8 protein-coding genes and 1 pseudogene are annotated in these 12,811 nt (G+C 72.9%); 5 read left to right on the forward strand and 4 right to left on the reverse strand.

Annotated elements, in window-relative coordinates:
- Nucleotides 1–438: 438 nt before the first annotated feature.
- A complete protein-coding gene (locus AC5P1B_RS25265; protein ID WP_493889904.1) occupies nucleotides 439–1,350 on the forward strand; it encodes a DNA-3-methyladenine glycosylase family protein in 912 nt (303 codons plus the stop codon).
- 345 nt (nucleotides 1,351–1,695) lie between these two features.
- On the opposite strand, the gene AC5P1B_RS25270 is transcribed toward AC5P1B_RS25265, so the two are convergent.
- Together AC5P1B_RS25270 and cofD are read right to left on the reverse strand one after the other, a co-directional pair.
- Nucleotides 1,696–2,982 (reverse strand): coenzyme F420-0:L-glutamate ligase, encoded by a 1,287-nt coding sequence (locus AC5P1B_RS25270; protein WP_493889906.1) that lies wholly within the window; start codon nucleotides 2,980–2,982, stop codon nucleotides 1,696–1,698.
- Nucleotides 2,983–3,155: 173 nt separating this feature from the next.
- Nucleotides 3,156–4,121 (reverse strand): 2-phospho-L-lactate transferase, encoded by a 966-nt coding sequence (gene cofD / locus AC5P1B_RS25275; protein ID WP_493889907.1) that lies wholly within the window; start codon nucleotides 4,119–4,121, stop codon nucleotides 3,156–3,158.
- A gap of 41 nt (nucleotides 4,122–4,162) precedes the next feature.
- Between cofD and AC5P1B_RS25280 the strand changes: the two genes are divergently transcribed.
- Nucleotides 4,163–4,366 carry a hypothetical protein gene (locus AC5P1B_RS25280; RefSeq protein WP_493889908.1) on the forward strand — a complete coding sequence of 68 codons (204 nt, stop codon included), beginning with the start codon at nucleotides 4,163–4,165 and terminating at the stop codon, nucleotides 4,364–4,366.
- Between the two features lie 153 nt (nucleotides 4,367–4,519).
- Here the strand turns inward: AC5P1B_RS25280 and AC5P1B_RS25285 are convergent.
- Nucleotides 4,520–4,987: pseudogene (locus AC5P1B_RS25285) on the reverse strand (cysteine dioxygenase); the annotation flags it as partial.
- A 689-nt stretch (nucleotides 4,988–5,676) separates the two neighbouring features.
- Between AC5P1B_RS25285 and AC5P1B_RS25290 the strand changes: the two are divergent.
- The 3 genes from AC5P1B_RS25290 to AC5P1B_RS25300 all read left to right on the forward strand — a co-directional run bounded on the left by AC5P1B_RS25290 (nucleotide 5,677) and on the right by AC5P1B_RS25300 (nucleotide 12,018).
- The gene (locus AC5P1B_RS25290; protein WP_004952403.1) at nucleotides 5,677–5,940 is read left to right on the forward strand and encodes a WhiB family transcriptional regulator; all 264 of its coding nucleotides are present in this window, start codon (nucleotides 5,677–5,679) and stop codon (nucleotides 5,938–5,940) included.
- 355 nt (nucleotides 5,941–6,295) lie between these two features.
- A complete protein-coding gene (locus AC5P1B_RS25295; RefSeq protein WP_493889911.1) occupies nucleotides 6,296–10,438 on the forward strand; it encodes a glycosyltransferase in 4,143 nt (1,380 codons plus the stop codon).
- The gene (locus tag AC5P1B_RS25300; protein ID WP_493889912.1) at nucleotides 10,435–12,018 is read left to right on the forward strand and encodes a DUF5719 family protein; all 1,584 of its coding nucleotides are present in this window, start codon (nucleotides 10,435–10,437) and stop codon (nucleotides 12,016–12,018) included. The genes AC5P1B_RS25295 and AC5P1B_RS25300 overlap by 4 nt, the downstream gene beginning before the upstream one ends.
- Before the next feature lie 162 nt (nucleotides 12,019–12,180).
- Here AC5P1B_RS25300 and AC5P1B_RS25305 read toward each other — a convergent pair whose 3' ends face one another.
- The gene (locus tag AC5P1B_RS25305) at nucleotides 12,181–12,705 is read right to left on the reverse strand and encodes a metallopeptidase family protein (protein WP_493889913.1); all 525 of its coding nucleotides are present in this window, start codon (nucleotides 12,703–12,705) and stop codon (nucleotides 12,181–12,183) included.
- Nucleotides 12,706–12,811 lie beyond the last annotated feature (106 nt).

A 12,811-nucleotide genomic window follows, 5' to 3' on the forward strand; every position in this document is an offset into this window, starting at 1 on the left:
GCAACAAGCGCGGCGAGACCCCCGCACACACCGGCCAGAACGACGGCACGAGCGCGAACCCGCAGCCGACAGCGCCTGGGCACGGGCAGCCGAGAGCGGTCGGACAGGGGAAGCCGGGAGCCACCGGCACAGAAGGCCGACAGCCACCGGACACGGGCAGCCGGGAGCCACCGGAAGGAAGCCCCACCGGGGAAACCTGCCGGAAGCGCACCCCACCGGACCGGGAAACCACCGAGGAACCACGGTCGGAAACGCACCAAGGTCGGGAACCCACGGTCGGAAACGCACCGGAAGGGAAACCCACCGAAAGGGAAACCCACCAGGGCGGGAAGCCACCGGGGGAAGCCACCGGGGGAAACCACCTGGAGGGAACCGGACGGCAACCCCGAAAGGGAAACCCCCGCAGGGAAACTCACCCCATGGCCGTACGCTTGGCCGATGTCCGCCACCCGCGCCTGGGTCCCGCCAGGCCCGTATGATCTGGGCCGCAACCTGCGGGTTCTCCAGCGTGGGCCCGGCGATCCCGCATTCCGGACGGACCCGACCGGGGCGATCTGGCGGGCGAGCCGCACCCCGCAGGGCCCCGGCACGATACGGCTCACGCGACGCGCCGACCGGATCGAGGCCGAGGCGTGGGGAGCGGGCGGTGACTGGCTGCTCGACCAGCTGCCCGCGATGCTCGGCGCGTACGACGACCCAGCCGCTTTCCGCCCCCGGCACCGGCTGGTCCATGAGGCCCACCGCCGCAACCCCGGCCTGCGGCTCATCCGCACCGGCCTGGTCCTGGAGTCCTTGATCCCGTCGATCCTGGAACAGAAGGTCACCAGCGACGAGGCATACCGGGCCTGGCGGCTCCTCCTCCAGCGTCATGGCGAGCCCGCCCCCGGCCCCACCGAGCACCTGCGGTTGCGCGTCATGCCCGACGCCCGCTCCTGGAGCCTGATCCCGTCCTGGGAGTGGCACCGCGCGGGCGTGGACAGCAAACGCTCGGCCACCATCGTGCGCGCCGCGCGCGTGGCCCGCCGCCTCGAAGAAGCGGTAGCCATGAACCTCACGCAGGCGATGGCCCGCCTCCAAGCGATCCCCGGCATCGGCCCATGGACGGCGGCGGAGGCATTGCAGCGCAGCAATGGCGCACCGGACGCGGTCACCGTCGGGGACCTGCACCTGCCCCGGATCGTCGGCTACGCGCTCACCGGCGAGCGTGGCACAGACGACGCGGCCATGCTCGACCTCCTCACCCCGTACGAGGACCAGCGCTACCGCGCCTGCCGCCTGATCCTGCTCTCAGGCCACACCCCACCCCGCCGCGCCCCCCGCTTCTCCGTCAACGACATCCGAGCCCTGTAAGAACCACCGAAAGGCGAAACGGGCAGGCGGCCCCACAACCAACGACCCGCGCACGTCAAGGCCGGGAAGCACCCGCACCGGACACACCGGGACGCAGGGGAAACGGTCAGGTGACGACGAACGGGAGGGGACGGGCCGGAGGGTAGGTCCTGGACGCTTACGTGTATTTGTGGCGCCTGAAGAAGGCCCACTTTCACGTCTTCGGCTGAGGGCGCCGTAAATATACGGTCCAGGGCCTGCCCGCAGGCCCGGCACCGCACCCACGACATCTCCCGAGGCCCCGCACAGCCGCCCAGCGAGCCCACCCACCTCGCCAGCAGACGCATCCCGCCGGCCCGCCAGGGCCTACCGCACCTCGATGAACGCCAAAGGATCGCGCGCCGTACGCTCCGCCGGAGCCGTAGCCGCCTGACCGATCGCGACCGCGCCCAGCGGGTCCCATTCGTCCGGCAGGTCCAGAACCTTCCGCACCACGTCGCGGCAGAACATGGTCGAGGACACCCACGCCGAGCCGAGCCCTTCACCCGCCAGCGCCACCAACAAGTTCTGCACGCCCGCCCCCGCCGCCACGACGAACATCTCGCGCTCGGCAGTCGCCCGCCGCGCGTCCGGATACAGGTGCGCGCCGTCGGCAACGAGGCACGGGACCACCAGATACGGAGCCTTCCGCAGCACATCCCCGCGACGCACGCGCTTCGCGATGCTCTCCTCACTGAAGCCGTCGCGGCTCAGATCGGCAGTCCACGCGTCCCGCATCGCGTCGAGAAGCGCGTCGCGCGAGCGCTGCGATTCCAGCAGCACGAACCGCCAGGGCGTGGTGTGGTGCGGCGCCGGAGCGGTGATGGCGGCCGCCACGGCCCGTCGTACCGCCGCGCCGTCCACCGGCGCCGCCGTGAACTCGCGCACCGTACGCCGGGACGTCACCGCTTCCCGTACGGCCTCTGAGGTCCCCAGCCGGAACATGTCCTCGGCCGCGTCGCGCACCAGCGCCCGGGCGCCCGTGGCGTCCGGGTCCTCCGCGTCGCCGACCAGATGCGGCAGCCCGCGCAGCAGAGCGACGGGAAACCCGGCGGTCTTGCCCTTGGCGAGGTCCCCGGCACCGGCCAGTTCGTCGGCGGTGGCGACGACGGTCGCCGCCAGCGGGTTGCCGTGTGCGTCGGTGCCGCCGCGCAGGTCGTTCAGGACCCGCAGGCCCGCCGAGCCGATCGCCACGTCCGTCAGACCGGTGCGCCACGGCCGCCCGAACGTGTCGGTGACGAGCACGCCGACATCGACACCGAGAGCGCCGCGCAACTCGGCGCGGATGGCCCGGGCGGACGCGTCCGGGTCCTCGGGCAGGAGCAGCACGGTCCCGGCCGGGGTGTTGGAGGCATCGACCCCGGCGGCGGCCATGACGAAGCCGTGGCGGCTCTCCACTATCCGGGTCGGACCGCGCCGGGCGACGACGCGCACGGTCTCGGCGTCGATGGCGGCCTCGCGGTCGTCAGCCTGAACGATCCTGCCCTCGGCCTTGCTGACGATCTTCGAGGTGACGACGAGGACATCGCCGTCGGCGAGGCCGGGCATCCCCGGCGTGGTGGCCGCTGCGGCGATGAGCTTGCCGATGTCGTCACCCGGCCGCACCTCGGGCATGCCCGGAAGCGCCCACACCGTAAAGGAAGCCGACTGCCCAGCCGAAGCGCCGCCGACTCCGGAAGCCGCCGAAACCACGGGCACCCCCGTCACCCCCGGCACTCCCGTCACCGCCGGAATCGCAGGCACAACAGGCACAACAGGCCCCACCGGCCCCGGCTCTGTGGACGCGCTCACGCCCGTACCTCCTCGGCGAGGCCAAGCGCGTCGGCCGCCATCTGGGCCGTGGTGGCCGTGTCGGTCATCATCAGGGGCACGGCGCGGCAGCGAATGCCCGCCGACTCCACGTCGGCGGTCGTGGCCGCGTCCACCGTGTCGACGAGCCAGCCGTCGAGGAGCCCCGAGCCGTAGTGCTTGGCGACGGCGGCAGCGGTCGCCTCCACGCCGACGGCGGCCAGGACCTTGTCGGCCATGCCGCGTACCGGCGCGTCCCCGACGATGGGGGAGAGGCCGACGACCGGCACTCCCGCGTCGGCGATGGCCTCCCTTATGCCCGGCACGGCCAGGATCGTGCCGACGCTGACGACCGGGTTGGACGGTGGGAACAGCACCACGTCGGCTTCGGCGATGGCCTCAAGCACGCCGGGCGCGGGCTTGGACTGCTCCGCGCCGACCGGCACCACCGCGTGCGCGGGCACGGACGCCCGCAGCCGGACCCAGTACTCCTGGAAGTGGATGGCCCTGCGGCCACCTTCCGCTTCGGGGTCGTCGACGAGGACGTGCGTCTCGACCCGGTCGTCCGTCATCGGCAGCAGCCGCACGCCGGGCTTCCAGCGCGCGCACAGCGCCTCGGTCACGGCACTCAGCGGGTAGCCGGCGCCGATCATCTGCGTACGGACGATATGGGTGGCGAAGTCCCTGTCTCCGAGCCCGAACCACTCCGGCCCCACCCCGTACGCCGCCAACTCGGCCTTGACCGCGAAGGTCTCCTCCGCACGGCCCCAGCCCTGCTCTTCGTGGATGCCCCCGCCGAGGGTGTACATCACGGTGTCAAGGTCGGGACAGACCTTGAGGCCGAAGAGGTGGATGTCATCGCCGGTGTTGCCGATGACGGTGATGTCCGCGTCGGGAGCCGCCGTCTTGAGACCACGTAGGAATCGGGCACCGCCGATGCCGCCTGCCAGAACCACAATGCGCATGGAAGCAGTGTGTCAGCCGGACGCCGGGACCTTGAGAGGTGGTGGCCGGGCTTTCGGCCGCACGCCCCGACAACACCCCCAAGAACTACGTCAACAACAAGCCCGTCAACAACCCCAAGCACAACGCCACCAGCAGTCCCAACAACACCCCGCCAACAGCCGGGTCGACACCCCCGCCAACGCCCCCGTCAACAGCCAGGTCAACACCCCCGTCAACAACCCGCCGACTGCTCACCGACCCGTAAGCCGCCCCGTCAGCTGTTGACGACGCGGAGCGCCGCCGGAGCGCCCCCGGCGACCTGCTGAGCTCGCTGAGCCGGTTGAGTCGGCTGACCCGGCGTGACGCCGGAGGCGCCGGTGGCCCCCGTCGTCTGCTCCCCCGCCGTCCGCTCCTCCGTCGTCGCCCCCGTCGTGGGGTGGACAGGCATGTCCGTCAGTCCGGGGAAGTAGATGTGCAGGCTGACGGCCGGTTCGAGGGAGTCGTTGACGACGTGGTGGACGTACCCCGGGGCGATGACATGCTGCGCGCCGGGCGCGAGCGAGCGCCGCCCGTCGCGGGTGTGTTCGGTCAACTCGCCGTCGAGGACGGTCAGTACGCCGGAGGAACCGCCGTGGTCGTGCGGCCCGCTGCCCTGGCCGGGGACCCAGCTCAGCAGCCACACCTCGTAGCCGGGGCCGGTGCGCAGCCGGTGGTACCAGCGGCTGGTGGCGTCGTACTCGACGAGCGGCGCCCAGCTGTCGCGGTCGGCGGCGATCCGGCGTGCGAGCCCGGCGAACGCGGAGACGGTGGACGGGTGTGCGGGGACCGGCGGCAGCAGGTGCGGGATGTCGAGCAGGTCGCCGGCGATCTGGACGTCGCTGTTCATGTGCGGAGTTCCTCGGCAGGAGTGCGGGTGGCGCTCGGTGCGGTCAGCGTCGCGCGGGGCGCTGGGCGCGGCGCGGACGCGGGCGGTGCGGAGAAGCGAGGGTGAAGCGAACGAAGCTGGAGCTCGGGGGCATCAACAGCTGGAACAGCGACAGCGAACCTGCACAGCGCAGCGGAACCCGGCACGGGTCGGCTGAGGCATGTGGGTCACTGGCATGGGAACTAGGAGACCGGCTCCGGTCGATCCTGTCAACTGGGTGTCCACTTTGAGAGTAATGTTTCACCTCATCCGGTTACTCCGACCGGAGAAAGGTTTGTGCATCCCTTCGAGCGGAGATGTGGCGCAGCATCCGCATTCATTAACGCCGTGGGTTTCCTCGCGATCGCGATCTCGTGAGCGGGATGTGATCCGGTTCGCTTCGGCTGGCGAGCTGCAACGGGATGGCCGGATGTGGCGTCTGTTTCCGGTAAGGGGACGCCTCGAACGGCAGTGCCGGTAGAGGGTGTCTGGCTTTATGCCGATTTGAACACTTTCTGCTAGCCCTTGGTTCCGCAGAGTGAATAAGCGGCCTGATAGCAGATCTCGGCTTGACTGGCCTGGATCGGCACACTTGTAATTTCACTCGTGTCGTTCTGCCGAAAGCGGTGACGGCAGCTGCACGGGGACGCTATGACGGACGAGGGGCGCACATGACCGAGTTGTTCCAGCAACTGCTGGTCGAAGAGGCGGACGAGGAGCTCGGCTGGCAGGAGCGCGCACTGTGCGCGCAGACCGATCCTGAATCGTTCTTCCCGGAAAAAGGTGGATCTACGCGTGAGGCGAAGAAAGTATGCCTTGCCTGTGAGGTCCGCTCCGAGTGCCTTGAATATGCCCTTGCCAACGATGAACGGTTCGGTATCTGGGGTGGATTGTCGGAGCGTGAGCGCCGACGTCTGAAAAAGGCCGCAGTGTGAACAAGGTCAGCTTCATACGGAACCCACGGTCCGCCTCCAGCGCACAGCGCGCGGGAGGCGGACCGTTGTATGAGGGGCAGGCGCGCCAGCGCACCCGCCGGACCTGCTGAACCCACCCGTGCCCCACCCGTCCCCTCGCCTGACCCCCGCCCGTCCCGCGCCCGTTCCCCCGCTCAGTCCGACGGGGCTGACGCCCCCGGCCTCGACCGGGCTCGGCGGTTCCGGACCAACTGGGCTGGACAGTCCGGTCAGCCCGGGCGGCCGAGCCGTTAGTGTGGGGGCCCGTCCGAGACGCACCGGTGCCCAAGGGGCTCACGCGTCCACCGCAGTCCAGCGAACCGGGGCCCGTACCTCGATGTCCGTGCACAGCCATGAGGCGGCCTCTTACCCGGCCGCCCCCACCGAGTTCGCGCCCGCCCACGGTGGCGCGGCGTCCCCCACGCCTGAGTTCCCCCGGCATGTGGTCACCGCCGTACTCGTCTCCCACGACGGTGCGCGCTGGCTCCCCGAGGCGCTGGCCGGCCTGTTCGGCCAGGAGCGCCCCGTACAGAACGCCGTCGGCGCCGACACAGGGAGCGCCGACGACTCCGCCCGGCTGCTCACCGACGCCCTCGGCCCCGAGCGGGTGCTCCACCTCGCCCGCCGCAGCGGCTTCGGCACCGCCGTGGAGGAAGCGGTCCGCGCCGCCCCCGTACTGACGCCGGACCAGCTTCCCTACCTCAAGCGCCCCAGCGGCTGGGACCCCGTCACGCGCAGCTGGCGCGACGATGCGTACGACATGCCGGAGCTGCCGCACGGCGACCCCGTCCAGTGGCTGTGGCTGCTGCACGACGACTGCGCGCCCGAGCCGACCGCGCTCGCCGAACTGCTGCGCGTCGTCGAAGGGGAGGCGACCGCGGGCCGCCAGGCCGCCATCGTCGGTCCCAAGATCCACAGTTGGTACGACAGGCGCCAGCTCCTCGAAGTGGGCGCCAGCATCGCCCGCAGCGGCCGCCGCTGGACCGGACTCGAACGGCGCGAACAGGACCAGGGACAGCACGACCAAGTGCGGCCCGTCCTGTCCGTTTCGAGCGCCGGAATGCTGATCCGCCGCGACGTGTGGGAAGAGCTGGGCGGGTTCGACGCCCGGCTGCCGCTGATGCGCGACGACGTCGACCTGTGCTGGCGCGCCCAGGCCGCCGGACACCAGGTGCTGGTGGCGCCGGGGGCGGCGCTGCGGCATGCGGAGGCGTCCGCGCGTGAACGGCGGCCCATCGACTGCGTGGGCCGTTCCGCACGCCCCGTCGCCGAAGGCGACACCTCATGGCGCCGGTTCGCGCCCCGCCGCTCCTCGCCGCACCGCGTCGACAAGGCGGGCGCCGTCTACACGCTGCTCGCCAACACCCGGGGCGCCCTGCTGCCCTACGTGCTGCTGCGCGTCGTCCTCAGCACCTTCCTGCGCACCCTCGCCTATCTCGTCGGCAAGGCGCCCGGGCAGGCCGTCGACGAGTTCGCCGGGCTTTTCACCGTGCTGCTGCGGCCCGAGCGCGTCCTCGCGGCCAGGCGGCGGCGCGGCCGCCCCGTCGTCGAGGCGAGCGAGCTGCGGCCGCTGTTCCCGCCGCCCGGCGCGACCGTACGCGCCACTGTCGAACAGGTCGCCAGCAACTTCGGCGGCCGCTCCGAGCCCGAGCTGTCCTCCGGCGGCCGGCACGGCGCCGTCGAGACGGGGCCCGGCGACGACGACGCCGACTTCCTCGAAGTCGAACAGTTCGTCCGGCTCAAGCGCATCGCCCGCAAGCCGGGCCCGGTCCTCTTCGCCGTCCTGCTGCTCGTCTCCCTCATCGCGTGCCGCGACCTCATCGGCGGCGGCGCGCTCTCCGGTGGCGCACTGCTCCCGGCCCCCGGCGACGTCGGCGACCTGTGGGCGCGCTACACCGACGCCTGGCAGCCGATCGGTGTCGGCGGCACCGAATCAGCGCCGCCGTACCTGGCCATGCTCGCCGCACTGGCCACCCTGCTCCTGGGCAGCACCGGCTTCACGCTGACCCTGCTGCTGGTCTGCTCGGTGCCGCTGGCCGGGCTCACCGCGTACTTCGCCTCCCGGCCGCTCGTCGGCTCGCGGCTGCTGCGGGCCTGGGGCAGCGTCGCGTACGCCTTCCTGCCCGCCACCACCGGCGCGCTCGCCAGCGGGCGGCTCGGCACCGCCGTCCTCGCGGTGCTGCTGCCCCTCATGGCACGCGCCGCCGTCGCCGCGAGCGGCCTCACCCCGCGGTCGGGCACGTCCCGCACCGCCCCCAGCTGGCGCGCGGTGTGGGCGTACGCGCTGCTGCTCACCATCACCACCGCCTTCACGCCCATCGTCTGGCCCATCGCCGCCCTGCTGGGCATCGGTGTCATCGGGCTGCGGTTCGCGCGCCGCGGGGGCGCGCCGCTGACCGCGTACGGGCTGCGGTTCGTCGCTGTCGCCGCGACCCCGCTGCTGGTGCTCGCCCCCTGGTCGCTGACGCTGCTCACCGACCCCGGCCGGTTCTTCGACGAGGCCGGTCTCGACTACGGCACCGGCTCGGCCTCCGCCCTGGAACTGCTCTCGCTCAGCCCCGGCGGCCCCAAGACGGCGGGTGCCCTGCTGCTGATCGGCGTCGTCCTGGCGGCACTCGCCGCCCTGCTGCGCGGCGAACGGCAACTGGCCGTCCGTACCGCCTGGGCCGTGGCCCTCACCGGCTTCCTGTTCGCCGCGCTCGCCGGGGCCGACCACTGGGCCGGTCCCGCCACCCTCCTGTACGGGCTGGCCCTGCTGTGCGCCGCGCTCGTCGGCGCCGAGGGCGCCCGCGCGCGCGTGGCAGAGCAGAGCTTCGGCTGGCGGCAGCCGGTCGCCGCCCTGATCACACTGGCCGCCGGCGCCGCGCCGCTCATCGCGGCCTGCGGGTGGATGCTCAGCGGCGCCAACGGTCCTGTCGAGCGGCGCGACCCCGTCCAGGTCCCCGCGTTCGTCGCCGAAGAGGCCCACACCCGGGACCAGGCGCGCACCCTCGTGCTCGACGGCACCGCGGGCCAGGTCGACTACATCCTCGTACGCGGTGACGGCGCACGCCTCGGTGACGCCGAACTCGCCTCTGAGGCCGGTGGCGACAAGCGGCTCAACGGCATCGTCGCCAACCTCATCGCCGGTTCGGGCGCCGATCAGACCAGGCAGCTCGGCGGCTACGCCGTGCGCTATGTGCTCGTACGGGACAGCGCGCCGCGCCAGATGGGCCGAGTCCTCGACACCACCCCGGGGCTGACCCGGCTCAGCCAGCAGGACGGCAGCGCCCTGTGGCGGATCGACCAGCGGGTCGCCAGGGTCAGCGTCGTACCCGCCCCGGCCAAGGAGGGCAGCGGCGCCGGCGACGGTGAGCAGGCCGCGCCGGTGCCCGTCGCCGCCGGTCCCGTCGAGGCGCACGGCACGGTGCCCGACGGCCCCGAGGGCCGCGTGCTGCGCGTCGCCGACAAGGCGGCGCCGGGCTGGCGGGCCACCCTCGACGGCACGGCACTGAAGGCGACCACGCTGGACGGCTGGGCACAGGGCTTCGAGCTGCCCGCGAAGGGCGGCTCGCTCGACCTCACCTACGAGACGCCGGTCAGCCACAGCGTGTGGGTGTGGGCGCAGGGGCTGATCGCCGTCGTCCTGCTGGTGCTCGCGCTGCCGGGCCGCCGCCGGGAGGTCGACGACGACCTCCCCGTCGCCGCCGGTGCCGGTCCCACGGGCGCCACGCCGTCGGCGGACGGCGCGCTGCCCACCGGCGGACCCGGTGCGCCCGGCGCCACGGTCCCCGCCCAGCCCGTGCCGGGCGAGGGCCGCAGGGCGCGGCGACTGCGCGCGGCGGCCGACGCCACCCAGAGCGAAGGCCGGCCGGGAGACGGGAGCGGCCCGGAGGGCGCTGCGCTGCCCGAGCCCCCGGCGGGCCCGCCCGGCTACGCCGGTCCGCCCGCCCCGGTCGGCGCGCCCGCCGGAACCGGTGCTCAGGGCCAGGCCGACGGGACGGCGCCCGGCGAGCCCACAGCGGACCCGTACGCGGCGGGCGCGCAGCAGGCGTACGCGCAGTGGGGGCCGCCCGGTTACGCGCCGGGCGCGTACCAGCCGCACCAGGACGGCTCCTACGCGGACGACCCCTACCAGGGCGGTCAGCCCGGCCAGGACCCGGCCGCCTATCAGGGAGCGCCCGGCATGCCAGGCACGCCCGGCCAGGGCGGCTACCCCGGGGGCGGTCCCTACCAGGCCGACCCGTACCAGGACCGGCGGAACCACCAGCACAGCCAGCAGGGCCAGTACCCGGACGGCCAGTACCGGGCCGGCCCGTACTCGGACGGCCAGTACCAGGACGGCGGCTACGTCGACCCGTACGCCTACGGGGGGCAGCCCTACGCGGACGGCGGCTACCCGGCCCCCGGCGCGGGCCCCGGCTCCGAGCCCGCTCAGGACGACACGACGTACGGCGGCGGCACGGCCCCCGGGCCCCGCCGCGACGGGAGCGAGTCATGAACCGCACCACCCTCTCCCTGATCGCCGCCGTCACCGCGCTGGCCGCCATCACCGGCGTCGCCTCGATGACCTCGGACTCCGGCGCCGACGCGGCGGACACGAGCGCGCGAGCCGCCGCCCGGATGCCCGTCGAGCGGTCCTCGCTGCTGTGTCCCGCGCCCACCTCCTCCGAGCTGGGGGAGACCACGTACACCGCCTTCACCCCGAAGGCGAAGCAGGCGGCCGCGGGCGGGGGCAAGGGCACGGCGCGGCTGCTGCCCGCCGCGGACAGCGGAGGATCGGACTCCGGCGAGCCCGGCGACAAGGGCAAGGACGGCAAGGACGGCAAGGACGGCCAGGACGGCCAGGACGGAGATCAGCGCGGGGGACAGGCGGGGCAGGACCGGAAACCCGTCGTGCCGCTGGAGGCACCGGGCAAGCCGGTCACCGACACGACCTCGCGCTCCGACGCCCCCGCGCTCATCGGCACCGCCGACGGAGCCCTCGCACCCGGCTGGACGGTGCAGCAGACCACCACCGTCAGCGCGGGCGGCGGCCGCGGCCTCCTCGGCGCCTCCTGCGCCGCGCCCGACACCGACTTCTGGTTCCCGGGCGCGAGCACCGCCGGGGACCGGCAGGACTACATCCACCTCACCAACCCGGACGACATCCCGGCCGAGGTCGACCTGGAGCTGTACGGGGAGGACGGGCGCATCGACGCCCCGAGCGGCGAGTCGGTCAAGGTCCCGGCCCACGGCACCGTCCCCGTACTGCTGTCCACGCTCACCGCGAAACCGGCCATCAACCTCACCCTGCACGCGGCGGTCAGGTCCGGCCGGGTAGGCGCGAGCGTGCAGGCGACGGACGACAAGCTGGGCAGCGACTGGCTGCCCGCCGCTGCCGCGCCGTCGCGGAGCGCGGTGCTGCCGGGCATCCCGAAGGACGCGACGTCCGTGCGGCTGGTCGCCTTCGCGACGGGCGGGGGCGACGCCGACCTGAAGGTGCGGCTCGCGGGGCCGTCCGGTTCGATCACCCCCGCCGGGCACGAGACGCTGACCGTGAAGAGCCGTATGACCAGTGCGATCGACCTCGCCGACATCACCAAGGGCGAGGCGGGTTCGCTGGTCCTCACTCCTGAGGGCACGAGCACGGCTCCGTTCGTGGCCGCGCTGCGGGTGACACGGGGCAAGGGCGAGCGACAGGAAACGGCGTTCATCCCGGCCACCGCTGCGATCGATGAGCGCGCCACGGTGGCCGATAACCGCTCCAAGGGCTCGACGCTCTCGCTGGCCGCGCCGGGCGACGCCGCGAACGTCCGGGTCACCGCCTCGGCGGGCAGTGAGGGCGGCACTCCGACCAGCGAGACATACACCGTCAAGGCCGGTACGACCCTGGCCGTGCCGGCGCCCCGTCCGGCGGGCGGCAAAGGCCCGTACGCGGTGACGGTCGAGCGGACGGGCGGCGGTCCCGTGCACGCCTCCCGGATGCTGGAGATGCCCATGGACGGCGTACCGATGTTCACGGTCCAGGGCCTGCCGGACGACGGCGGCACGGTCGAGGTGCCGCGGGCCGAGCAGGATCTGTCACTGCTGAACGACTGACGCACACGCGCGGGCGCGGGCATGGACGAGAACCTGCCAGGCCCGGACATCATCCTCAGACGCACGCACGCACGCACGCGGACGCACGCACGCGCAGCGGTGGCTGCCGACCGTGCCGGGGGCCGCGTCAGACCGGGCGGGTCCGTCCTGCCCGGAGCGGGGTCATTCCTGCCCGTAGCGCGGGTCGACCGACTCGGGCGCGAGTCCCAGCAGCTCAGCGACCTGTTCGACGACGACCTCGTGGACGAGCTGCGCGCGCTCGTCCCGGTTCTTGGTGCGGATCTCGACCGGGCGGCGGTAGACGATGATGCGGTCGGGGCGGTCGCCGTTGGTGGCGATGAACCTGCCGAGCGGTACGGCGTCGTCGCTCCATCCCTCCGCCTCGCCGCCGACACCGTTGCCCGCGGCCTCGGCGGGAGAGTCAGGCCCCGGCACATCCCGTACGGCGAACTCGACGCTGGACAGCTGGGACCAGCGCCGCTCCAGCCGTTCAGCGGAGTCGTGCACCAAATCGACGAAGGAGTCGGCGCGACTCACCGAGAGCGGCACCTGGGGTGGCGCGATGGGCCCGCGCATCCCGCGTCCATGCCGGTCCCGGCGGCGCGGACGCGGCTCGGACGGGGTGGGGGCGCCCCCCGGGGCAGCGGAGGCCCCAGGGGTGGCGGAAGGAGGTACAGGGGTGTCCATTACTGAGGAGAGTAGTCGCCGGAGCGCCCGAAGACCGCCTGTGTGGGGCGTCGCGCCCCATGTCAGCTGATGAGCAATCAAGCCACGCTTACGTTCAATTACGGAC

It is taken from the genome of Streptomyces sp. A01 (assembly GCF_059026195.1).